Here is a 21,072-nt window from a genome sequence, read left to right as displayed (position 1 = left end):
ATGATGGCAGAGAGGTCACACCCGTTCCCATACCGAACACGGAAGTTAAGCTCTCTAGCGCCGATGGTAGTTGGGACCTTGTCCCTGTGAGAGTAGGACGTTGCCAGGCAACTAAAACACGAATCAAATGATTCGTGTTTTTTCGTGTTTTCTTTTAGAATTTATGTTAATTTAAAAATCCCTGCTTAAAGAATAGTTCGCATGATTAAACATTGGAAAATGTGGCTAGGATAGTGAATAAGCAAAAGAGTTGCAAATTTTTTTAATACGTATATAATTAAAGTCAAAGATAGTCAAAGTCAATAAAGGTGGCGGATAAATGAGAAATATATCTGATATCATTGAGAAATATCTAAAGCAAGTTATTGACTTAAGCAATAATAATGTGATTGAAATCAAGAGGAATGAGGTGGCGGATCGATTCGATTGTGTGCCGTCTCAAATCAACTATGTAATCAATACCCGTTTTACACTAGAAAGAGGATTTGTAGTAGAAAGTAAACGAGGTGGAGGAGGTTACATTCGCATTATAAAAGTCAAACTGCATGATGATATAGACATTATTGATCAAATGATTCATATGATTGATCATAGCGTTGCACAAGGAAATGCAGAAAGTATGATTATACGTTTAATAGAAGAGGGTATTATAACAAATCGTGAAGCTAAACTTATGTTAAGCGTACTAGATCGTTCTGTATTGGTAATGGATGTTCCTTCTCGAGATGAACTTAGGGCTCGAATATTATGCGCAATGTTAAGAACACTGAAATATAAATAAATATAACTTTTGTAAAGAATGATAACTAAGGTAGTGCAGTTTATTATTGTAGGGATTTTGAAAGATGACATGTGCTTTTATGAAATGGATTAAGGAAAGCGAACAATCTAGTAATGTATGAAAAGTAGCATGAGATAGATCGTTCCTGTTGTAAAGGTGGGGATAGCGATGACTTGTCAAAACTGTAATATGAGACCAGCAACTTTACATTATACAAAAGTAATCAACGAAAAAAAGGCGGAAGTTCATCTTTGCGAGCAATGTGCAGAACAAAGTGGCTATACGTCTTTCTTTCAATCATCACAGTCTAATTTTTCATTCCATGACCTATTAGCCGGATTATTACATGGTGAACCAGCAATGTTTGAAGAAGGGCAAGATGCATTTTTAAATACAAATATATCAAGGTGTCCGAATTGCAAGATGACATATGAACAATTTACAAAAGTGGGACGCTTTGGATGTGCTTCTTGTTACGATACATTTAAGGAGCATTTAAAACCGTTATTAAAACGTCTCCACGGTGGACATACAGATCATTGTGGAAAGATTCCGGAACGAATAGAAGGAAATATCCACTTAAAGAAAGAATTAGATGAACTAAAACTCAATCTGAAGCAATATGTACAGAAAGAGGAATTTGAGAAAGCAGCTAAAGCACGAGATAAAATTCGAGCCCTTGAAAATCTGCGTAGTGAGCATAGAGAGGGGGAATAGTTCTATGTCACTGGACCGAATTATGAATGAAGCGATTAGTCCATGGATGAAGGGGGATGGCCCTGATTCTGATATTGTTTTAAGTAGTCGAATTCGTTTGGCTCGTAATTTAAAAAAATATCAATTCTCTACTATGCAAAACGAGGAAGAAGCTAAACAGATTCATGAATTATTTAAGAAGAAGTTTGTAAATAAACCGATAGAACCTTTTGGAGAGTTTGAACTGTTAAAAATGAATGAATTAACTCCTCTTCAAAGGAGAGTTTTAGTTGAGAAGCATTTAATTAGTCCGAATCTTGCAGGAACAGAATACGGAGCATGCCTACTATCAGAAAGTGAACATATTAATATCATGCTTAATGAAGAGGATCATGTTAGGATTCAGTGCCTATTTTCAGGTTTGCAGTTATCAGAGGCGCTTCAAAGTGCCAATCAAATAGATAATTGGATTGAGGAACAGGTTGAATATGCTTTTGATGAATCGCTTGGATATATTACGAGTTGTCCCACTAACGTCGGTACAGGATTAAGGGCTTCGGTAATGATTCATTTGCCGGGACTGGTTTTAACGAAAAGAATTAACCGTATTATACAAGTAATTCAAAAATTAGGGTTAGTAGTAAGAGGAATATACGGTGAAGGTAGCGAAGCGTTAGGTAATATATTTCAAGTGTCAAATCAAATGACACTAGGGAAATCAGAAGAAGATATTATTGCAGATTTAAAGAGTGTTATTCAACAAATTATGCAACAAGAAAAAATGGCTAGAGAATTAATTGTACAAAATTCAAGTATTGAGCTTGAAGATAAAGTATATCGTTCTTACGGAATACTAGCTAACAGTCGTTTAATTCAATCTGCGGAGGCAGCCACTTGCTTATCAGATCTACGACTTGGTATTGACTTAGGATATATACAAGGTATATCGAGAAATATTTTAACTGAGTTAATGGTTCTTACTCAGCCAGGCATTTTGCAACAATATGCAGGAGGACCTCTAGGACCAGAAGAAAGAGATTATCGAAGAGCAACCTTAATCCGTGAGCGATTACGAATTGAACAAAATTAAGCGCAAGTAGGAGGCGATTTCTATGATGTTTGGAAGATTTACAGAACGAGCACAGAAAGTATTAGCTTTATCTCAAGAGGAAGCAATTCGCATTGGGCATAATAATATTGGAACAGAACATATTTTACTTGGGCTTGTACGCGAAGGTGAAGGGATTGCAGCAAAAGCGTTAGTTGCTCTTGGATTAAGTCCAGAGAAAGTTCAAAAAGAGGTAGAAGCACTAATTGGACGTGGAACCGAAGCTTCTCAAACAGTACACTACACACCTCGTGCTAAAAAAGTTATTGAGTTGTCTATGGACGAAGCTCGTAAATTGGGCCATTCCTACGTTGGAACAGAACATATTTTACTTGGTTTAATCCGTGAAGGTGAAGGTGTAGCAGCACGTGTTTTAAATAATTTAGGTGTAAGTCTAAATAAAGCAAGACAACAAGTGTTACAACTCCTTGGAAGTAATGAAGCTAGTTCAGGTCACCAAGGTGGTTCATCAACAAATGCGAATACACCTACACTTGACAGCCTAGCACGTGATTTAACAGTTGTTGCACGTGAAAATCGTTTAGATCCTGTTATTGGACGTAGTAAAGAAATTCAACGTGTAATTGAAGTGTTAAGCCGTAGAACAAAAAACAATCCAGTATTAATTGGAGAACCTGGTGTAGGTAAGACAGCAATTGCGGAAGGATTAGCACAGCAAATTGTAAATAATGAAGTTCCTGAAACTTTAAGAGATAAGCGTGTTATGACATTAGATATGGGTACAGTTGTTGCTGGAACAAAATATCGTGGTGAATTTGAGGATCGTTTAAAGAAAGTGATGGATGAGATTCGCCAAGCTGGTAATATCATTCTATTTATTGATGAGCTTCATACGTTAATTGGTGCAGGAGGAGCGGAAGGTGCAATTGATGCATCGAATATTTTAAAACCATCTTTAGCACGTGGTGAATTACAATGTATTGGTGCAACAACTTTAGACGAATATCGTAAATATATTGAAAAGGATGCGGCATTAGAAAGACGTTTCCAGCCAATTCATGTTGATGAACCAAACTTAGAAGAATCAGTTCAAATTTTAAAAGGTCTACGTGACCGTTATGAGGCGCATCACCGTGTATCTATTACAGATGATGCAATCGATGCGGCTGTAAAACTTTCAGATCGTTACATTACAGACCGTTTTTTACCTGATAAAGCAATCGATTTAATTGATGAGGCTGCATCAAAAGTGCGCTTACGTTCTTATACAACACCGCCAAACTTAAAAGAGCTTGAAGTGAAGCTTGAGGAAATTAGAAAAGAAAAAGATGCAGCTGTACAAAGCCAAGAATTTGAAAAGGCTGCTTCCTTACGTGATATGGAACAACGTTTACGTGAAAAGTTAGAAGATACAAAGCGTCAGTGGAAAGAGAAACAAGGACAAGAAAACTCAGAAGTAACAGTAGAAGATATTGCAAATGTCGTTTCCACATGGACACGTATTCCAGTTTCTAAACTTGCACAAACAGAGACAGATAAATTATTAAACTTGGAATCAATTTTACATGATCGTTTAATTGGGCAGGATGAAGCAGTTGTAGCTGTGGCAAAAGCTGTTCGTCGTGCGAGAGCGGGATTAAAAGATCCGAAACGTCCAATTGGCTCATTTATTTTCCTAGGACCGACTGGTGTAGGTAAAACAGAACTAGCGAGGGCATTAGCGGAATCTATGTTCGGTGATGAGGATGCAATGATCCGCATCGATATGTCTGAGTACATGGAGAAGCATTCTACTTCTCGTTTAGTTGGATCTCCTCCAGGATATGTTGGATATGAAGAAGGTGGACAATTAACAGAGAAAGTTCGTCGTAAGCCATATTCAGTTGTCTTATTAGATGAAGTAGAGAAAGCTCATCCTGATGTGTTTAATATTTTACTACAAGTATTAGAAGATGGCCGTTTAACAGATTCTAAAGGACGTACAGTTGATTTCCGTAATACAATTGTTATTATGACGTCTAATGTTGGTGCAGACGCATTAAAACGTAATAAACATCTTGGATTTAACGTACAAGATGAGAGCCGCGATTATTCAGATATGAAAGGTAAAGTAATGGATGAATTGAAAAAAGCATTTCGTCCAGAATTCTTAAACCGTATTGATGAAATTATCGTGTTCCATATGCTTGAGAAAAAACATATTCAAGAAATTGTAACTCTTATGGTGAATCAGTTAGTGAATCGCTTAAAAGAACAAGAGATTGAATTGCACTTAACAGAAGGAGCAATTTCAGCAATTGCTGATAAAGGATTTGATCGAGAGTACGGTGCTCGTCCGCTTCGTAGAGCAATTCAAAAACATGTAGAAGATAGACTATCAGAAGAACTGTTAAAAGGTGCTATTGAGAAAGGGCAAAAAGTTATCTTTGATGTAGAAGGAGAATCATTTGTCATTCATAGTGCGGAAAAGGTAAAATAAGTATAGACAAACAAAGAGGGCTACGCGATAGCCCTCTTTCTTGTACGAGAAGGATAAACGTTTGTAGATGAAAGTGAAGTGAACTATAAAAGATATGGCTAAAAAGAAAACAAAATTTACATGTCAAGAATGTGGTTATCAGTCGCCAAAATATATGGGGAAATGTCCTGGATGTGGTCAATGGAATACGCTTGTTGAAGAGATGGAACCAGTTGTATCATCAAGACGCCTTAATTATGCCAATGCAATTCAATCAGAAGTAACAAAACCAAGACGCTTAACAGAGGTAGAAACAAAGTCTGAGGCGCGTATTGAAACGAAATTTCAAGAGTTTAACCGTGTACTTGGTGGCGGGATTGTAGATGGATCTTTAGTACTTATTGGTGGAGACCCCGGGATTGGGAAATCAACATTGTTATTACAAATTTCATCGCAATTAGCAGATTCTTCATATGATGTACTATACATATCAGGTGAGGAGTCAGCAAAGCAGATTAAACTTCGTGCAGATCGTTTGGATGTAAAGGGTAGTAATCTATTTGTTGTAGCAGAGACTGATTTACAGCGAATTGCAGCGCACATTGAAGAGATGAATCCAGCTTTTGTTGTTATTGACTCCATTCAGACGATACATTTACCTGAAGTGACGTCAGCCCCAGGAAGTGTATCGCAAGTACGTGAATGTACAGCGGAATTAATGAAACTTGCAAAGACGAAAGGGATTCCCATTTTTATCGTGGGACATGTGACAAAAGAAGGGGCAATTGCAGGACCACGTATGCTAGAACATATGGTTGATGCAGTTCTTTACTTTGAAGGAGATCGTCACCATACATATCGTATTTTGCGAGCTGTGAAGAACCGTTTTGGTTCCACAAATGAAATGGGTATCTTTGAAATGAAGGAACTAGGTCTTGCAGAAGTACTAAATCCTTCTGAAATTTTCCTTGAGGAACGTCCAGTTGGAGTTGCAGGATCCACAGTGGTTGCTTCAATGGAAGGAACAAGACCGGTTTTAGTAGAAATACAAGCATTAATCTCCCCTACTAGTTTTGGAAATCCTCGAAGAATGGCGACGGGAATTGATCATAACCGCGTTTCACTTATTATGGCAGTGCTAGAAAAAAGAACAGGTTTATTGTTGCAAAATCAAGACGCATATTTAAAAGTTGCGGGTGGCTTGAAATTAGATGAGCCAGCAATCGATTTAGCTGTCGCCTTAAGTATTGCTTCAAGTTTCAGAGATAAAGCTACTGCACCAACCGATGCGGTAATAGGAGAAGTAGGCCTAACTGGAGAAATAAGAAGAGTATCAAGAATTGAACAACGTGTACAAGAAGCAGCGAAATTAGGATTTCAACGTGCTATTATTCCTAGAAAAAATTTGGGGGGATGGACAATTCCAGATGGGATTGAGGTGGTAGGTGTTTCTAATTTAGGAGAAGCGCTTCGTTTGACATTAGGAGGCTAGGCTATGGAGGAAAACAAGCAACGTGTCAAAAGTATGATTAACATTCTACAGCTCGTTGCCCCAGGAACACCACTACGCGAAGGGATAGATAACGTACTTCGTGCGCAAACTGGAGGGCTAATTGTTCTTGGGTATAATGAGCAGATTAAAAGTATTGTTGATGGAGGATTTCACATTAATTGTGCATTCTCACCGGCTAGTTTATATGAATTAGCAAAAATGGATGGGGCACTTATTTTAAATGAAACTGGGAGCAAAATTTTAATTGCAAATGCACAATTAGTTCCAGATCCATCCATTGATTCTATTGAAACAGGTATGCGTCACCGAACGGCAGAGCGTGTAGCAAAGCAGACGGCTAGCCTTGTTGTGGCTATTTCACAAAGACGTAACGTAATCACACTATATCAAGGGAACTTACGTTATACACTAAAAGATATAGGTGTAATTTTAACAAAGGCAAACCAAGCCATTCAAACGTTAGAAAAATATAAAGCTGTATGGAATGATGGGATTACGAATTTGGGCATTCTAGAATTTGAAGAGGTCGTTACAATGTCCGAGGTAGTTCACGTTTTACATAGTGTTGAAATGGTACTGCGTATTAAAAATGAAATATTGAGCTACATTCATGAGTTAGGAACGGAAGGGAGGTTAATTCGTTTACAACTTACAGAATTACTAGCCGACTTAGAAGCAGAGGCAGCGTTATTAATTAAGGATTATTATCAAGAAAAAACGCAGGATCACCATCAAATTTTGAAAAAGTTACAAGATCTTGCAAATACACAGCTTTTAGAGGATAGCGATTTAGTTAAATTGCTTGGCTATCCAGGGCAAACGAGCTTAGAAGAAAGCGTGACACCGAGGGGATACCGAATCGCAAGCAAAATTTCTCGTGTTCCACCACTTATCATTGAAAATTTAATTAATCGATTTAAAACACTACAAGGTGTTTGTCGTGCAACTATTAATGAATTGGATGATGTGGAAGGAATTGGGGAAGTTAGGGCGAAGAAAATACGAGAGGGCCTAAAAAGAATTCAAGAGCATCTCTATATGAGTAGACACAATTAAGAATATTACATTGATTCCATAATATAACGACACTAGAACATTTTTGTTATATGATATGGTATATTGGTAAATAAAACTATTTACAAAAAAACACGTCCGCTTTTGCATTCGGCGTTTTGATTAGCAAAACAATGGTTAATAATGAGTAGGAGGTGGTTGGATGTTAAAAAGAATCGTACAGCTCTTCTTTTTAGTGATCGGGGGAGCGTTAGGGATTTTTCTAATCCCAAAAGTTATTAATGTATTGGACGTTGGTGCTGTTCCTTTGCTTGAGGGATCGTACGTTCGTGCAATTATTGGTGCAATTATTTTATTTTTAACAACATTTTGGCTTGTGGATTATATTGTTCAACTTATTAAACATATCGAAGAAGCCCTTGTAAAGGCACCGGTAGCGGATGTTTTATTTGGTACATTAGGGTTGATCTCTGGTCTTATTGTTGCATATTTAATTTTGATACCAATTCGTGAATTCACGATTCCAGTCATTAGTACAGTATTACAAGTGTTCTTTACTCTTTTACTTGGTTATTTAGGATTCCAAGTAGGATTTAAAAAGAGAAATGAATTGCTAGGATTATTTACATTACCCCAGCGCGGAGGTAAGAAGAAAAACAATAGCGAGAACGAAGAGGTAGAAAAATCTACAACTCATTGGAAAATTCTTGATACAAGTGTAATTATTGATGGACGTATTGCGGATATTTGCCAAACGAAGTTTTTAGAAGGAACAATTGTGATTCCACAATTCGTATTAGAAGAGCTTCAGCATATTGCCGATTCTTCTGATGCTTTAAAGCGTAATCGTGGTCGCAGAGGATTAGACATTTTAAATCGTATTCAAAAAGAGATGCCAATTCCGGTAGAAATTTATGAAGGCGATTTCGAGGATATCCAAGAGGTGGATAGCAAGCTTGTAAAGTTAGCGAAAAACACTGGTGGAACTGTTGTAACAAATGATTTCAACTTAAACAAAGTTTCTGAATTACAAGGAGTAACAGTATTAAACATTAACGATTTAGCAAATGCAATTAAACCAGTCGTACTCCCTGGCGAAGAATTAAGTGTTTATGTTGTGAAAGATGGTAAAGAACAAAATCAGGGTGTGGCATATTTAGATGATGGCACGATGATTGTAGTAGAAGACGGTAGAGAATATGTCGGTTCGCAACTTAATGTACTAGTTACAAGTGTGTTGCAAACATCGGCTGGTCGTATGATTTTCGCAAAACGTAAATTATTAGAAAAAGCATTATAAGTAGAGGATTATTAATATGTATACGTTAATTATTCCGGCAGCGGGTCAAGGGAAACGGATGGGTGCTGGCAAAAACAAGTTGTTCTTACTTATAAATGGAGTACCTATCATTGTGCATACATTACGTGCTTTTGAAAAAGATAAAGCATGTAAACGTATTATCATGGCAATTAACGAAGAGGAACGCCCTTATTTTGAGGAGTTAATGCAGAAGTACCCGGTTGAAAAGCAGGTGCAATTTATTCAAGGCGGGGCTGAAAGACAAGATAGTGTGTATAATGCGCTTCAGTATGTGAGCGGAGTGGAGTATGTTCTCGTACACGATGGTGCGCGCCCGTTCGTAACGAATAAGATGATGCAAGATGTATTAACTGTAGCAGAGAAATATGGTGCTTCCATTTGTGCGGTGCCAGTGAAGGATACCATTAAGAAAGTAGAACAGGGTGTTGTTGTTGAAACGGTAGAACGTTCTCAGCTTAAAGCGGTTCAAACACCGCAAGGATTTTCTGTTCCTCTTTTATTAGAAGCTCATAGAAGTGCAAAGCAAAGTTGTTTTCTTGGCACAGATGATGCAAGTCTCGTAGAACGTGTAGGGAAGCAAGTAGGCGTAGTAGAGGGGAGTTACTATAATATTAAAGTGACGACTCCAGAGGATTTACTAATTGCTGAAAGTTTTCTTCATGTTCAGAAGAAATAGAAGTGATGGTATTATAGTAAAGAAAAGCTCGGCAGTTGCCGAGCTTTTCTTTATAGAGATAGCAATATAATATAGAATTCATAAAGTAGTTTAGATTGAGGAGGATGTAAAGAATGTTTCGAATTGGACAAGGTTTTGATGTACATGAATTTGCGGAAGGTAGACCGTTAATTATCGGCGGAATTACAATTCCTCATGAAAAAGGATTAATCGGTCACTCGGATGCAGATGTATTGTTACATACGATTGCTGACGCATGTCTAGGAGCAATTGCAGCAGGAGATATTGGAAAACATTTTCCTGATACAGATCCTGCCTTTAAAGATGCAGATTCAGCTGTATTGTTACAAAAGGTTTGGGAATTTGTGCGTAAACAAGGTTATGAGCTAGGGAACCTAGATTGTACAATTATTGCCCAAAAGCCAAAAATGGCACCGCATATTGAAAGCATGCGTAAACGCATTAGTGAACTATTAGAAACGTCTATTGATAATATTAATGTAAAGGCAACAACAACAGAAAAATTAGGATTTACAGGTAGAGAAGAAGGGATCGCTTCTCAAGCGGTTGTTTTATTACAGAAAAAATAGTGGTTTTTAATTCGTAAGATGGATAATCACGTTTTTTTGGTGTACAATTGTAGGATGTGTTGACATTAAGATTGGAAGGTGTACCAATTATGGAAAAGCAAGTGAGAGTGCGCTATGCGCCAAGTCCAACAGGACACTTACATATCGGAAATGCGCGTACGGCATTATTTAATTATTTATTTGCTCGTCATCAAGATGGTAAGTTTATTATTCGTATTGAAGATACTGATGTGAAACGTAATGTTGCTGGTGGAGAAGAAAGCCAATTAAAATACTTGAAATGGCTCGGTATGGACTGGGATGAAGGTGTTGATGTTGGTGGTGAATTTGGACCATATCGTCAAACAGAGCGTTTAGATATTTATAAAAAATTATATGAAGATTTATTAGAGCGTGATTTAGCTTACAAATGTTATATGACAGAAGAAGAGCTAGAGGCAGAGCGTGAAGGTCAAATCGCTCGTGGTGAAACACCGCGTTATGCAGGAAACCACCGTGATTTAACTGAGGAGCAAATTAAAGGATTTGAGGCTGAAGGCCGTATTCCAAGTATTCGCTTCCGCGTGCCGGCTGATAGCGACTACACGTTTAAAGATATCGTAAAAGATGAAGTTGCATTCCATTCAAATGATTTTGGTGATTTCGTTATCGTGAAAAAAGACGGAATTCCAACTTATAACTTTGCGGTAGCGATAGATGATCACTTGATGGAGATTACACACGTGCTTCGTGGTGATGATCATATTTCAAACACGCCAAAACAAATGATGATTTATGAAGCTTTCGGTTGGGATATCCCGCAATTCGGTCATATGACTTTAATTGTAAACGAAAGCCGTAAAAAGCTAAGTAAGCGTGACGAATCTATTATTCAATTTATTGAGCAATATAAAGAGCTTGGATATCTTCCAGAAGCAATCTTTAACTTTATTGCATTACTAGGTTGGTCACCAGTAGGTGAAGAAGAAATCTTCTCTCAAGATGAGTTTATCAAAATGTTTGATGCAGCTCGTTTATCAAAATCACCTGCATTATTTGATTCTCAAAAACTAAAATGGATGAACAACCAATATATGAAAAAACAAGATTTAGATACGGTTGTTGAACTAAGCTTACCGCATTTAGTGAAAGCGGGTCGCGTAGGTGAAAACTTAAGCGAACAAGAACAAGCGTGGGTTCGTGATGTAATTGCTTTATATCATGACCAAATGAGCTTTGGGGCTGAAATTGTAGAGCTTTCTGAAATGTTCTTTAAAGATCATGTTGATCATGAAGAAGAGGGACAAGAAGTATTGAAAGGTGAACAAGTACCTGAAGTACTTCGTACATTTGCCGATCAATTAGAAGCTTTAGAAGTAATGGAGCCAGCGGCAGTTAAGGCGGCTATTAAAGCAGTTCAAAAGGAAACAGGACATAAAGGTAAAAACCTATTTATGCCAATCCGTGTTGCTACTACTGGACAAACACATGGTCCAGAGCTTCCTAACGCTATTGCTCTTCTTGGAAAAGAAAAAGTTTTAAATCGTATTCAAAAAGTAATTGGTTAACATTTTCTAGGTTTAGCAATATAATAAGTATACCTAAAATCTAATAAGGAAAAGCGACGAGAAGGAGAAGTAGAAAATCAGGCTTTTTACAGAGAGAACCACCCTTAGGCTGGAAGTGGTTTATAAGCGGATTTTTGAAATGCCCCTTCGAGTCTTCTGTTGAACAGCGAAGTATTTCGCGGAACGTCTTAGGGCGCAAAGTAAACAGAAGCGGTGTAAACCGTTATCATGGATGAGTTTGAGGCTTCTTTAGCCTAAACAGAGTGGAACCGCGCTTAAAAGGCGTCTCTGTCTATATGACAGAGACGTCTTTTTTTTATACCATGTAAATGGGTGTGAGTATAAGTTTTATCCCCTTGTATAAAGATTTAGGGGGAAGTGGGGGTTAGTTCACTCGAAAAAGGCAGCCCATAAAGGGAGGGAATATCGATGTTTAAGAGGCTTCGGGAAGATATTGAAGTCGTTTTTGAACAGGATCCAGCGGCACGAAGTTATTTCGAAGTCATTTTAACTTACTCTGGATTACATGCAGTTTGGGCCCATCGAATTGCACATGCTTTTTATAAAAGGAATTTTTTCTTTCTTGCACGCTTTGTTTCACAAGTGAGTCGTTTTTTTACTGGCATTGAGATTCATCCAGGAGCAACTATTGGTCGTCGTTTTTTCATTGATCATGGAATGGGGGTTGTAATTGGAGAAACGTGTGAAATTGGCGAAAACGTAACAATTTATCAAGGTGTCACATTAGGTGGTACAGGTAAAGAAAAAGGAAAGAGGCACCCTACAATTCAGGATAATGTATTAATTGCAACAGGTGCTAAAGTACTAGGTTCTATTACTATTGGAGAGAATTCTAAAATTGGAGCAGGATCTGTCGTGTTAAAGGAAGTTCCTGCGCATTCTACAGTTGTAGGTATACCTGGCCGAGTCGTTATTCAAAATGGAGTAAAGATTGGTCAAGAATTAAATCATTCTGATCTTCCGGATCCGATTTTTGATAAATTAAAGGTTATGGAAGCAGAACTTGATAAATTGAGAAAGCAACTCGAAGTAAAGGTAGAAAGGAAAGATAAAAATGACTATTCACATTTATAATACGTTAACGCGTCAAAAAGAAGAGTTTATGCCATTAGAAGAAAATAAGGTAAAGATGTATGTGTGCGGACCTACAGTGTATAACTACATTCACATTGGGAATGCAAGACCACCTATGGTATTTGATACAGTACGCCGTTACTTAGAATATAAAGGATACGATGTGCAGTATGTATCTAACTTTACTGACGTGGATGATAAATTAATTAAGGCGGCAAACGAATTAGGTGAAGATGTACCAATAATTGCAGATCGTTTTGTTGAAGCTTACTTTGAAGATGTAACGGCACTAGGTTGCAAACATGCAACGGTTCATCCACGTGTAACGGAAAATATGGATATCATTATTGAATTTATTCAAGAACTTGTGAATAAAGGGTATGCATATGAATCAGAAGGTGATGTGTACTTTAAAACGAAAGAATTCGAAGGTTACGGTAAATTATCACATCAACCGATTGCAGAATTACGTCACGGTGCACGTATTGAAGTAGGAGAAAAGAAACAAGACCCTCTTGACTTTGCTTTATGGAAAGCTGCGAAAGAAGGGGAAATCTTCTGGGAAAGCCCTTGGGGGAAAGGACGCCCAGGGTGGCATATTGAATGCTCAGCAATGGCGCGTAAATATTTAGGGGATACAATTGATATTCATGCTGGTGGTCAAGATTTAGCATTTCCTCATCATGAAAATGAAATTGCGCAGTCTGAGGCGTTGACAGGAAAAACATTTGCACGTTATTGGATGCATAATGGATATATTAATATTAATAACGAGAAGATGTCTAAGTCGCTTGGAAACTTCATTTTAGTTCATGATATCATTAAACAATATGATCCACAGTTAATCAGGTTCTTTATGCTATCGGTACATTACCGTCACCCAATTAACTTTAGCGAAGATTTATTGCAAAGTACTAATAATGGACTAGAAAGAATTAAAACAGCTTACGGTAACTTAAAGCATCGTATGGAAAGTAGTACGGATTTAACGGACCATAATGAAAAATGGTTAGCTGAAATGGAAAAGTTCCAGGTTGCATTCGAAGAAGCGATGGATGATGATTTCAATACGGCCAATGCGATTACTGAATTATATAACGTAGCAAATCACGCAAATCAATATTTGTTAGAAGAACATACTTCTAAAGTTGTAATTGAAGCGTATGTAAAACAACTTGAAACATTATTTAGTATTTTAGGATTAGAATTAGCACAAGAAGAGTTGCTTGATGAAGAAATTGAAGTACTAATCCAAAAGCGTATTGAAGCTCGTCAAAATCGTGACTTCGCATTATCTGATCAAATTCGCGATGATTTAAAAGGACGTAATATTATTTTAGAAGATACCGCTCAAGGTACAAGATGGAAAAGAGGATAAGAATGATTGATGCAAAGCAATTGAACAGCTTAGCGTTAGCGTATATGGGTGATGCGGTATATGAACAATATATCCGCTATCACCTCCTTCAAAAAGGGAAAGTTCGCCCTAATCAATTACATCGCTTAGGGACGAGCTTTGTTTCGGCAAAAGCACAGGCGAAAGTTGTTTATCATTTATTAGAGACGGCATTTTTGACAGAAGAGGAAGAGGCGGTATTAAGAAGAGGGCGTAATGCGAATTCGGGTACTGTTCCGAAAAATACAGATGTACAAACATATCGACACAGTACAGCCTTTGAAGCGCTAATCGGTTATCATCACTTGTTGAATAATCGTGAAAGATTGGACGAGATTGTATATAAGGCGATTGACGTTTTGGAAGAAAAGGAAGGGAGCACATCATCATGAGTAGTGAATATATTATCGGACGTAACCCTGTAATTGAAGCTTTAAGAGCGGGGCGAGATATTAATAAAATTTTGGTAGCGGAAGGTGCTGCCAAAGGACAAGTGCAGATTGTACTAGCATTAGCAAAAGAGAATAAGGTTATTTTGCAACACGCACCAAAGAAGAAATTAGATCAATTGGTTGAGGGAAATCATCAAGGTGTAATTGCTCAAGTAGCTGCATATCAATATGCTGAGTTAGAGGATTTGTTTAAATTAGCAGAAAAACGTAATGAAGATCCGTTCTTCTTAATTTTAGATGAAATTGAAGACCCGCATAACTTAGGTTCTATTATGCGTACTGCGGATGCAACAGGGGCTCATGGGGTTATTATTCCAAAAAGAAGAGCGGTGGGACTTACAGCGTCAGTTGCGAAAGCGTCGACTGGGGCAATTGAATATATTCCTGTTGCACGTGTAACAAATTTATCGCGTACAATTGATGAATTAAAAGAACGTGGACTTTGGATTGCTGGTACAGATGCCAAAGGGAAAACAGATTACCGTAATTTAGATGGTAATATGCCAATCGGTCTAGTAATTGGTAGTGAAGGAAAAGGTATGAGTCGTATTATTGGTGAAAAGTGTGATTTCCTAATTACTTTACCGATGGTCGGTAAAGTTACATCCTTAAATGCTTCAGTAGCCGCAAGTTTGTTAATGTATGAGGTATATCGTAAACGTCACGAAATTGGTAAATAAAAAATGGACGATATTTTAATCGTTGACGGTTACAACATTATCGGAGCTTGGGGAGACTTGAAGAAACTGCGGGATGTAGATTTACAATCATCAAGAGACGCGCTTATTGATAAGATGGCGGATTATCAAGGCTATACAGGCACAAAGGTAATGATTGTCTTTGATGCCTATACAGTCTATGGTATTGAAAAAAAGATGAAACAATCGCGGGTGGAAGTAATATTCACGAGAAAGAATCAAACTGCAGATGAAAAGATAGAACAACTTGCGATTGAGCTTAGAAATATAAATACACAAATATACGTTGCAACTTCGGATTATACGGAGCAATGGATTATATTTGCGCAAGGTGCACTTCGAAAATCTGCACGTGAATTAGAGTTAGAAGTGCAAGCGATGGAACAACAAGTAAGAAGGTGTACAAAAGATACGAAAGAAAAGCAACCCGCCATGCGAAAGATATTTAGCGAAGATATTACAGAAAAATTAGAAAAATTAAGGAGAGGAGAGCGTTGAAGCATTGACGCTCTTTATCTTTTTACTGTATAATATTGCTAAATATATAGCGGTCGGAGGGATCAAGGTGGAAGCAGGCTTCGTAAGTATAGGCGACGTTACATTTCGTGATTTAGAGGATGAGGCAATCGTTGAGTTAGTTCGAAAAGGTAATACTGACGCTCTAGAATATTTAATTCACAAATATAAGAACTTTGTTCGCGCGAAATCAAGATCTTATTTCTTAGTGGGTGCCGATCGAGAAGATATTGTTCAAGAAGGTATGATTGGATTGTTTAAAGCCATTCGTGATTATAAAGGGGACAAGCTGTCTTCGTTCAAAGCATTTGCTGAGCTGTGTATCACTCGACAAATTATTACCGCTATTAAAACAGCAACAAGGCAAAAGCATATTCCGTTAAATTCGTATGTGTCTTTAGACAAGCCAATTTACGATGAGGAATCTGATCGAACACTATTAGATGTTATTTCGGAAGCGAAAGTAACTGATCCAGAAGAGATGATTATAAGTAAGGAAGAATATACAGACATAGAATCAAAAATATCTGAATTATTAAGCGATTTAGAAAGAAAAGTACTCTCTTTATACTTAGATGGTCGTTCCTATCAAGAAATTTCAGAACAGTTAAACAGGCATGTGAAATCCATTGATAACGCATTGCAGCGTGTGAAAAGGAAATTAGAAAGATATATGGAGATGAGAGAGAGTACAACTTTAAATTCATAGCAAGTGCCGCAGGTGTAAAATAATTCACCTGTTTTCTTTTTGCGAAGAGAGTGAAAGTCATGACATTGACATTATCTTTTGTTGTATGATACATTTTTAGGGACATAATGTTACAAGGTTGGTGTAACTAATGAGGAAAAAAGTTGTACTCTCATGTGAAGAGTGTAAAAATCGAAACTACTCTACGATGAAAGATACGAGCTCAGTAGAGCGACTTGAGATAAAGAAGTTTTGTAAAACATGCAATAAGCATACAGTTCACAAAGAAACAAAATAAATAATACACTGGAGGTCCCGTAGATGCGTTTAACGAACTTTTTCGGCGATGTAGGTCGCGAAATGAAAAAAGTAAGTTGGCCTAAAAAAGATGAATTACTCCGCTCAACAACGACTGTTATCGCGACAGTTGTGTTCTTTGCGATTTTCTTCGCAGTAGTTGATATGGGCATTTCTTCTTTAATTCGGTTAATTCTTGGTTAATTCTTGAATAAGAAGCACTTATCCATGATATAATGTTATTTATAAGAACTGTGTAAAAGCCCGGTGAACGGGTTTTTTCATTTGCGCAAAAAAATGTACGTCAGGGAGGGAAGGACGCTCGTCCTAAATGAATGGAAAAAAGTTGGTATGTTGTCCATACTTATTCTGGATATGAAAATAAAGTAAAGGCAAACCTAGAGAAACGTGTAGAATCAATGGGTATGCAAGATAAAATTTTCCGTGTTGTTGTCCCGGAAGAAGTAGAAGTAGAAATGAAAAATGGTAAAGAAAAAATAACGAAAAGAAAAGTGTTCCCAGGTTACGTATTAGTAGAACTAATCATGACTGACGACTCTTGGTATGTTGTTCGTAATACGCCAGGTGTAACAGGTTTTGTCGGTTCTTCTGGTTCAGGATCTAAACCATCGCCTCTATTAGAAGAGGAAGTTGTTACCATCATGAAGCATATGGGAATGGACAATGAAGTGGTTGATTTCGAATTTGAACTTCATGAAACAGTGCGTGTAAATGAAGGGCCATTCGCGGATTATACAGGTGCGATTGAAGAAATTGATGTGGAAAAGAAAAAAGTTAGCGTGCTTGTAGACATGTTTGGTCGCGAGACTCCGGTTGAACTTGATTTCCATCAAATTGAAAAATTATAAAATGAAACTTGAAATGAATTGTAAAAAGTGATAATATCTTTTAAGTCAGTACGTCTTCGGTAACGGAGACGTTTTTTGAAAAAGATTTTATCATTATGATAAAATATGAAGTGGGAGGGCAAATCACTGCCCAATTGACCACATCACGGACTTAAGGAGGTGTGTCTCGTGGCTAAAAAGGTAATTAAAATGGTAAAACTTCAGATTCCTGCAGGTAAAGCTAATCCAGCTCCGCCGGTTGGTCCAGCATTAGGACAAGCAGGTGTTAACATCATGGGCTTCTGTAAAGAGTTTAACGCTCGTACAGCTGATCAAGCTGGTCTTATCATCCCTGTTGAAATTACGGTATTTGAGGACCGTTCATTCACTTTCATTACTAAAACTCCTCCTGCTGCTGTTCTTCTTAAGAAAGTAGCTGGTATTGAGTCTGGTTCTGGTGAACCAAACCGTAATAAAGTGGCAACTGTTAAGCGTGATAAAGTACGCGAAATCGCTGAAACTAAAATGCCTGACCTAAACGCTGCTAGTGTAGAAGCTGCAATGCGTATGGTTGAAGGTACTGCGCGCAGTATGGGCATCGTTATCGAAGACTAATTCGATTTGTTTTTTTTAAAAAGGTTGCGGGTCTGGAATTCCAATTCGCAACCTTTATTATCGTAAATGATTATCGTTTTTAAATAAATGGATGGGCGCACATCCTCGGGGGTTCCCGAAATGAAGGCGTAAACGTGGGAGGTTATTCCGCTAAAACCACATTCAAGGAGGAAACAAAAATGGCTAAAAGAGGTAAAAAGTACGTAGAAGCTGCAAAGCTTGTTGATCGTGCATCTGCTTACTCTGCAACAGAAGCAGTAGAATTAGTAAAGAAAACAAACACAGCTAAATTTGATGCAACTGTAGAAGCTGCATTCCGTTTAGGTGTTGACCCTAAGAAAGCTGACCAACAAATTCGTGGTGCAGTTGTTCTTCCGCACGGTACTGGTAAAGTACAACGTGTATTAGTATTCGCTAAAGGCGAAAAAGCAAAAGAAGCTGAAGCTGCTGGCGCTGACTTCGTAGGCGATGCTGATTACATCGGTAAAATCCAACAAGGTTGGTTCGGTTTCGATGTAGTAGTAGCAACTCCTGACATGATGGGTGAAGTTGGTAAACTTGGTCGTGTATTAGGACCTAAAGGTTTAATGCCAAACCCTAAAACTGGAACAGTTACTTTCGATGTAACTAAAGCTGTTAACGAAATCAAAGCTGGTAAAGTTGAATACCGCGTTGATAAAGCTGGTAACATCCACGTTCCAATTGGTAAAGTATCTTTCGAAGATGCTAAATTAGTAGAAAACTTCAAGACAATTGCTGACACGCTACAAAAAGCTAAGCCAGCTGCTGCAAAAGGTACTTACATGAAGAACGCAACTGTTGCTTCTACAATGGGACCTGGCGTACGCGTAGACGTTTCTACACTTGCGTAAAAATTGGAAGTTGACTTCATAAAGAAGTTTTAATATAATCATTTATGTTGTGAATTTAAATAGTGTACCGTAGACAGTAGGAGTCGATTCGACTTAATTCCCTACCTAGGTGTTAATATACGAAGCGGAATCTTTTTTCTGTGACTATATGCCTCCATGTCTACAAGTTGGGCATGGAGGTTTTTAGTGCACTTTCGGTACATCTTCTATATAATCTACAGGAGGTGTAATAACATGAGCAAAGTAATCGAAACTAAACAACAAGTTGTAACTGAAATCGCTGAAAAACTTCGTGCGAGTAAATCTACAATCGTTGTTGACTACCGTGGTTTAACAGTTTCTGAAGCAACAGAATTACGTAAAAACTTACGTGAAGCTGGCGTTGAGTTCAAAGTTTACAAAAACTCTTTAACTCGTCGTGCTGCAGAATCTGCTGAAATGGCTGAGTTAAACGAATTCTTAACAGGACCAAACGCAATCGCGTTCAGTAATGAGGATGTAGTTGCTCCTGCGAAAGTATTAAACGACTTCGCTAAAAATCATGAAGCTTTAGAAATTAAAGCGGGCGTAATCGAAGGTAAACTTGTAACACTTGATGAGGTTAAAGCTATCGCTACTCTTCCATCACGTGAAGGCTTACTTTCTATGCTTCTTAGCGTTCTTCAAGCTCCAATCCGTAACCTTGCACTTGCTACTAAAGCAGTTGCAGATCAAAAGGAAGAGCAAGGCGCTTAATTTTTTAAAAGATAATTACTTGTTATCTATAAAACAATACAAACCTATTTAAGGGAGGATATTTACAATGACTAAAGAACAAATCATTGAAGCAGTTAAATCTATGACTGTATTAGAACTTAACGACTTAGTAAAAGCTATCGAGGAAGAATTCGGCGTAACTGCTGCTGCTCCTGTAGCTGTAGCTGGTGGCGCTGGTGAAGCTGCTGCTGAGCAAACTGAATTTGACGTAGTACTTGCAAGTGCTGGCGCTCAAAAAATCAAAGTTATCAAAGCTGTACGTGAAATCACTGGTCTTGGCTTAAAAGAAGCTAAAGAATTAGTTGACAACACTCCAAAAGCAATCAAAGAAGGCGTTACTAAAGAGGAAGCTGAAGAAATGAAAGCTAAACTTGAAGAAGTTGGCGCTGCTGTAGAAGTTAAGTAATTAACTTTTGGTGCTTTAAAAAAAGCTCGCTCTCATGCGAGCTTTTTTTTTAACTGTAAAGAAAAGAGGTGGCCATATGGCAGACCATTATTTTTCTAACGACCCTTCTAGTAAAAGTGATCGTAAACGATGGGAATTTACACTTCGTGAATCTCAATTTACTTTTTTATCTGACCATGGGGTGTTCTCGAAAAACGAAGTGGACTTTGGTTCTCGTCTTTTAATTGAAGCGTTTCAAATGCCAGATGTTAAAGGTAATGTGTTAGACGTAGGATGTGGGTACGGTCCAATCGGTTTGTCGTTAGCGAAAGAGTTTCAAGATCGTGAAATTCACATGGTGGATGTGAATGAAAGGGCCTTGGGACTTGCAAAAGAAAATGCCGCTAATAACAGAATTGAAAATATACGTATTTTGCAAAGTAGTGTCTATGAAAATGTAGATGGCAAGTATGCTGCTATTCTATCTAATCCTCCAATTCGTGCTGGTAAAGATATCGTGCATGAGATTTTAGAAAAGGCTATGGAGTATTTAGTTTCAGGTGGAGAACTGTGGATTGTTATTCAAAAGAAACAAGGTGCGCCATCTGCGCTGAAAAAACTAGAAGAAGTATTTTCTGGAGTTGAAGTTGTAGAAAAGAAAAAAGGATATTATATCATAAAATCAAAAAAGCGTTGACGGTTATTTTTGGCTATGTTAACATTATACAATGCCAATATATGATTTTCTGCGTTGAGAAAGATGTATATTTTTGCTTCTCTTGGAAAAGA

The 21,072-nt window shown here is 37.7% G+C and carries 24 protein-coding genes, 1 rRNA gene and 2 other annotated features; all 25 genes read left to right on the top strand.

The annotated features are described in order from the left end of the window. A 5S ribosomal RNA gene (rrf, locus tag MR071_RS20245) occupies nt 1-109 on the top strand; the annotation flags it as partial. 210 nt (nt 110-319) lie between these two features. Continuing rightward, complete coding sequence (gene ctsR / locus MR071_RS20240) at nt 320-781, top strand: transcriptional regulator CtsR (protein WP_242237665.1); 462 nt, start codon at nt 320-322, stop codon at nt 779-781. A gap of 168 nt (nt 782-949) precedes the next feature. Continuing rightward, on the top strand, nt 950-1,498 hold the full coding sequence (locus tag MR071_RS20235) for a protein-arginine kinase activator protein McsA (RefSeq protein WP_105587611.1): 549 nt from the start codon (nt 950-952) through the stop codon (nt 1,496-1,498). Nucleotides 1,499-1,502: 4 nt separating this feature from the next. Continuing rightward, on the top strand, nt 1,503-2,567 hold the full coding sequence (locus tag MR071_RS20230; RefSeq protein WP_105587613.1) for a protein-arginine kinase McsB: 1,065 nt from the start codon (nt 1,503-1,505) through the stop codon (nt 2,565-2,567). A gap of 22 nt (nt 2,568-2,589) precedes the next feature. Then, the gene (gene clpC / locus MR071_RS20225) at nt 2,590-5,025 is read left to right on the top strand and encodes an ATP-dependent protease ATP-binding subunit ClpC (protein WP_105587614.1); all 2,436 of its coding nucleotides are present in this window, start codon (nt 2,590-2,592) and stop codon (nt 5,023-5,025) included. 94 nt (nt 5,026-5,119) lie between these two features. Next, nucleotides 5,120-6,496, top strand: coding sequence for a DNA repair protein RadA (gene radA, locus MR071_RS20220; protein ID WP_105587616.1), 1,377 nt, complete (start codon nt 5,120-5,122; stop codon nt 6,494-6,496). 3 nt (nt 6,497-6,499) lie between these two features. Beyond that, complete coding sequence (gene disA / locus MR071_RS20215) at nt 6,500-7,573, top strand: DNA integrity scanning diadenylate cyclase DisA (protein WP_070140523.1); 1,074 nt, start codon at nt 6,500-6,502, stop codon at nt 7,571-7,573. Between the two features lie 160 nt (nt 7,574-7,733). Then, nucleotides 7,734-8,831 carry a PIN/TRAM domain-containing protein gene (locus MR071_RS20210; RefSeq protein WP_105587617.1) on the top strand — a complete coding sequence of 366 codons (1,098 nt, stop codon included), beginning with the start codon at nt 7,734-7,736 and terminating at the stop codon, nt 8,829-8,831. A 16-nt stretch (nt 8,832-8,847) separates the two neighbouring features. Further along, the gene (gene ispD, locus MR071_RS20205; protein WP_002204581.1) at nt 8,848-9,528 is read left to right on the top strand and encodes a 2-C-methyl-D-erythritol 4-phosphate cytidylyltransferase; all 681 of its coding nucleotides are present in this window, start codon (nt 8,848-8,850) and stop codon (nt 9,526-9,528) included. A 113-nt stretch (nt 9,529-9,641) separates the two neighbouring features. After that, on the top strand, nt 9,642-10,118 hold the full coding sequence (gene ispF / locus MR071_RS20200; RefSeq protein WP_098123469.1) for a 2-C-methyl-D-erythritol 2,4-cyclodiphosphate synthase: 477 nt from the start codon (nt 9,642-9,644) through the stop codon (nt 10,116-10,118). An 89-nt stretch (nt 10,119-10,207) separates the two neighbouring features. Then, complete coding sequence (gene gltX, locus MR071_RS20195; protein ID WP_242237663.1) at nt 10,208-11,665, top strand: glutamate--tRNA ligase; 1,458 nt, start codon at nt 10,208-10,210, stop codon at nt 11,663-11,665. Nucleotides 11,666-11,712: 47 nt separating this feature from the next. Next, nucleotides 11,713-11,958, top strand: a binding site (T-box leader). Between the two features lie 136 nt (nt 11,959-12,094). Further along, nucleotides 12,095-12,760: a serine O-acetyltransferase gene (gene cysE, locus MR071_RS20190; protein ID WP_105587621.1), complete on the top strand. Its 666-nt coding sequence runs from the start codon at nt 12,095-12,097 to the stop codon at nt 12,758-12,760. After that, the gene (gene cysS, locus MR071_RS20185) at nt 12,741-14,138 is read left to right on the top strand and encodes a cysteine--tRNA ligase (protein ID WP_105587622.1); all 1,398 of its coding nucleotides are present in this window, start codon (nt 12,741-12,743) and stop codon (nt 14,136-14,138) included. The genes cysE and cysS overlap by 20 nt, the downstream gene beginning before the upstream one ends. A 2-nt stretch (nt 14,139-14,140) precedes the next feature. Then, a complete protein-coding gene (locus MR071_RS20180) occupies nt 14,141-14,548 on the top strand; it encodes a Mini-ribonuclease 3 (protein WP_002063411.1) in 408 nt (135 codons plus the stop codon). After that, nucleotides 14,545-15,288, top strand: a complete 744-nt coding sequence (gene rlmB / locus MR071_RS20175; protein ID WP_002091503.1) for a 23S rRNA (guanosine(2251)-2'-O)-methyltransferase RlmB — start codon at nt 14,545-14,547, stop codon at nt 15,286-15,288. The genes MR071_RS20180 and rlmB overlap by 4 nt, the downstream gene beginning before the upstream one ends. Before the next feature lie 3 nt (nt 15,289-15,291). Continuing rightward, nucleotides 15,292-15,804, top strand: coding sequence for an NYN domain-containing protein (locus MR071_RS20170; RefSeq protein ID WP_105587624.1), 513 nt, complete (start codon nt 15,292-15,294; stop codon nt 15,802-15,804). A gap of 67 nt (nt 15,805-15,871) precedes the next feature. Then, nucleotides 15,872-16,531 carry an RNA polymerase factor sigma-70 gene (locus tag MR071_RS20165; protein WP_105587626.1) on the top strand — a complete coding sequence of 220 codons (660 nt, stop codon included), beginning with the start codon at nt 15,872-15,874 and terminating at the stop codon, nt 16,529-16,531. A 130-nt stretch (nt 16,532-16,661) separates the two neighbouring features. Beyond that, nucleotides 16,662-16,808 carry a 50S ribosomal protein L33 gene (gene rpmG / locus MR071_RS20160; protein ID WP_012260172.1) on the top strand — a complete coding sequence of 49 codons (147 nt, stop codon included), beginning with the start codon at nt 16,662-16,664 and terminating at the stop codon, nt 16,806-16,808. 23 nt (nt 16,809-16,831) lie between these two features. Beyond that, nucleotides 16,832-17,011, top strand: a complete 180-nt coding sequence (secE, locus tag MR071_RS20155) for a preprotein translocase subunit SecE (protein WP_002009797.1) — start codon at nt 16,832-16,834, stop codon at nt 17,009-17,011. A 131-nt stretch (nt 17,012-17,142) separates the two neighbouring features. After that, the gene (gene nusG / locus MR071_RS20150; RefSeq protein WP_002009795.1) at nt 17,143-17,676 is read left to right on the top strand and encodes a transcription termination/antitermination protein NusG; all 534 of its coding nucleotides are present in this window, start codon (nt 17,143-17,145) and stop codon (nt 17,674-17,676) included. 168 nt (nt 17,677-17,844) lie between these two features. After that, nucleotides 17,845-18,270 carry a 50S ribosomal protein L11 gene (gene rplK / locus MR071_RS20145; RefSeq protein WP_001085872.1) on the top strand — a complete coding sequence of 142 codons (426 nt, stop codon included), beginning with the start codon at nt 17,845-17,847 and terminating at the stop codon, nt 18,268-18,270. 179 nt (nt 18,271-18,449) lie between these two features. Next, complete coding sequence (gene rplA, locus MR071_RS20140; RefSeq protein ID WP_105587627.1) at nt 18,450-19,142, top strand: 50S ribosomal protein L1; 693 nt, start codon at nt 18,450-18,452, stop codon at nt 19,140-19,142. A gap of 49 nt (nt 19,143-19,191) precedes the next feature. Then, nucleotides 19,192-19,337 (top strand) — a sequence feature (ribosomal protein L10 leader region). A gap of 39 nt (nt 19,338-19,376) precedes the next feature. Further along, a complete protein-coding gene (gene rplJ, locus MR071_RS20135; RefSeq protein ID WP_002009790.1) occupies nt 19,377-19,877 on the top strand; it encodes a 50S ribosomal protein L10 in 501 nt (166 codons plus the stop codon). A gap of 67 nt (nt 19,878-19,944) precedes the next feature. Continuing rightward, the gene (gene rplL / locus MR071_RS20130; RefSeq protein ID WP_002009788.1) at nt 19,945-20,304 is read left to right on the top strand and encodes a 50S ribosomal protein L7/L12; all 360 of its coding nucleotides are present in this window, start codon (nt 19,945-19,947) and stop codon (nt 20,302-20,304) included. A 76-nt stretch (nt 20,305-20,380) separates the two neighbouring features. Then, complete coding sequence (locus MR071_RS20125; protein WP_242237660.1) at nt 20,381-20,980, top strand: class I SAM-dependent methyltransferase; 600 nt, start codon at nt 20,381-20,383, stop codon at nt 20,978-20,980. Nucleotides 20,981-21,072 lie beyond the last annotated feature (92 nt).

The sequence above is a fragment of the Bacillus cereus group sp. BfR-BA-01316 genome, assembly GCF_022664195.1.
Taxonomy (GTDB): domain Bacteria; phylum Bacillota; class Bacilli; order Bacillales; family Bacillaceae_G; genus Bacillus_A.
The sequence above is the reverse complement of the archived record's forward strand: the minus strand, read 5'-3'. Positions and strand labels throughout refer to the sequence as shown.

What these genes read in the sequence shown, in the direction of transcription:
- gltX (WP_242237663.1), top strand. Translation starts at nt 10,208, where the DNA reads ATGGAAAAGCAAGTGAGAGTGCGCTATGCGCCAAGTCCAACAGGACAC.
- MR071_RS20210 (WP_105587617.1), top strand. Translation starts at nt 7,734, where the DNA reads ATGTTAAAAAGAATCGTACAGCTCTTCTTTTTAGTGATCGGGGGAGCG.
- rpmG (WP_012260172.1), top strand. Translation starts at nt 16,662, where the DNA reads ATGAGGAAAAAAGTTGTACTCTCATGTGAAGAGTGTAAAAATCGAAAC.
- rplJ (WP_002009790.1), top strand. Translation starts at nt 19,377, where the DNA reads ATGAGCAAAGTAATCGAAACTAAACAACAAGTTGTAACTGAAATCGCT.
- MR071_RS20235 (WP_105587611.1), top strand. Translation starts at nt 950, where the DNA reads ATGACTTGTCAAAACTGTAATATGAGACCAGCAACTTTACATTATACA.
- nusG (WP_002009795.1), top strand. Translation starts at nt 17,143, where the DNA reads ATGGAAAAAAGTTGGTATGTTGTCCATACTTATTCTGGATATGAAAAT.
- rlmB (WP_002091503.1), top strand. Translation starts at nt 14,545, where the DNA reads ATGAGTAGTGAATATATTATCGGACGTAACCCTGTAATTGAAGCTTTA.
- clpC (WP_105587614.1), top strand. Translation starts at nt 2,590, where the DNA reads ATGATGTTTGGAAGATTTACAGAACGAGCACAGAAAGTATTAGCTTTA.
- rplA (WP_105587627.1), top strand. Translation starts at nt 18,450, where the DNA reads ATGGCTAAAAGAGGTAAAAAGTACGTAGAAGCTGCAAAGCTTGTTGAT.
- MR071_RS20180 (WP_002063411.1), top strand. Translation starts at nt 14,141, where the DNA reads ATGATTGATGCAAAGCAATTGAACAGCTTAGCGTTAGCGTATATGGGT.
- radA (WP_105587616.1), top strand. Translation starts at nt 5,120, where the DNA reads ATGGCTAAAAAGAAAACAAAATTTACATGTCAAGAATGTGGTTATCAG.
- rplL (WP_002009788.1), top strand. Translation starts at nt 19,945, where the DNA reads ATGACTAAAGAACAAATCATTGAAGCAGTTAAATCTATGACTGTATTA.
- cysS (WP_105587622.1), top strand. Translation starts at nt 12,741, where the DNA reads ATGACTATTCACATTTATAATACGTTAACGCGTCAAAAAGAAGAGTTT.
- disA (WP_070140523.1), top strand. Translation starts at nt 6,500, where the DNA reads ATGGAGGAAAACAAGCAACGTGTCAAAAGTATGATTAACATTCTACAG.
- ispF (WP_098123469.1), top strand. Translation starts at nt 9,642, where the DNA reads ATGTTTCGAATTGGACAAGGTTTTGATGTACATGAATTTGCGGAAGGT.
- MR071_RS20170 (WP_105587624.1), top strand. Translation starts at nt 15,292, where the DNA reads ATGGACGATATTTTAATCGTTGACGGTTACAACATTATCGGAGCTTGG.
- MR071_RS20230 (WP_105587613.1), top strand. Translation starts at nt 1,503, where the DNA reads ATGTCACTGGACCGAATTATGAATGAAGCGATTAGTCCATGGATGAAG.
- ispD (WP_002204581.1), top strand. Translation starts at nt 8,848, where the DNA reads ATGTATACGTTAATTATTCCGGCAGCGGGTCAAGGGAAACGGATGGGT.
- ctsR (WP_242237665.1), top strand. Translation starts at nt 320, where the DNA reads ATGAGAAATATATCTGATATCATTGAGAAATATCTAAAGCAAGTTATT.
- secE (WP_002009797.1), top strand. Translation starts at nt 16,832, where the DNA reads ATGCGTTTAACGAACTTTTTCGGCGATGTAGGTCGCGAAATGAAAAAA.
- MR071_RS20125 (WP_242237660.1), top strand. Translation starts at nt 20,381, where the DNA reads ATGGCAGACCATTATTTTTCTAACGACCCTTCTAGTAAAAGTGATCGT.
- cysE (WP_105587621.1), top strand. Translation starts at nt 12,095, where the DNA reads ATGTTTAAGAGGCTTCGGGAAGATATTGAAGTCGTTTTTGAACAGGAT.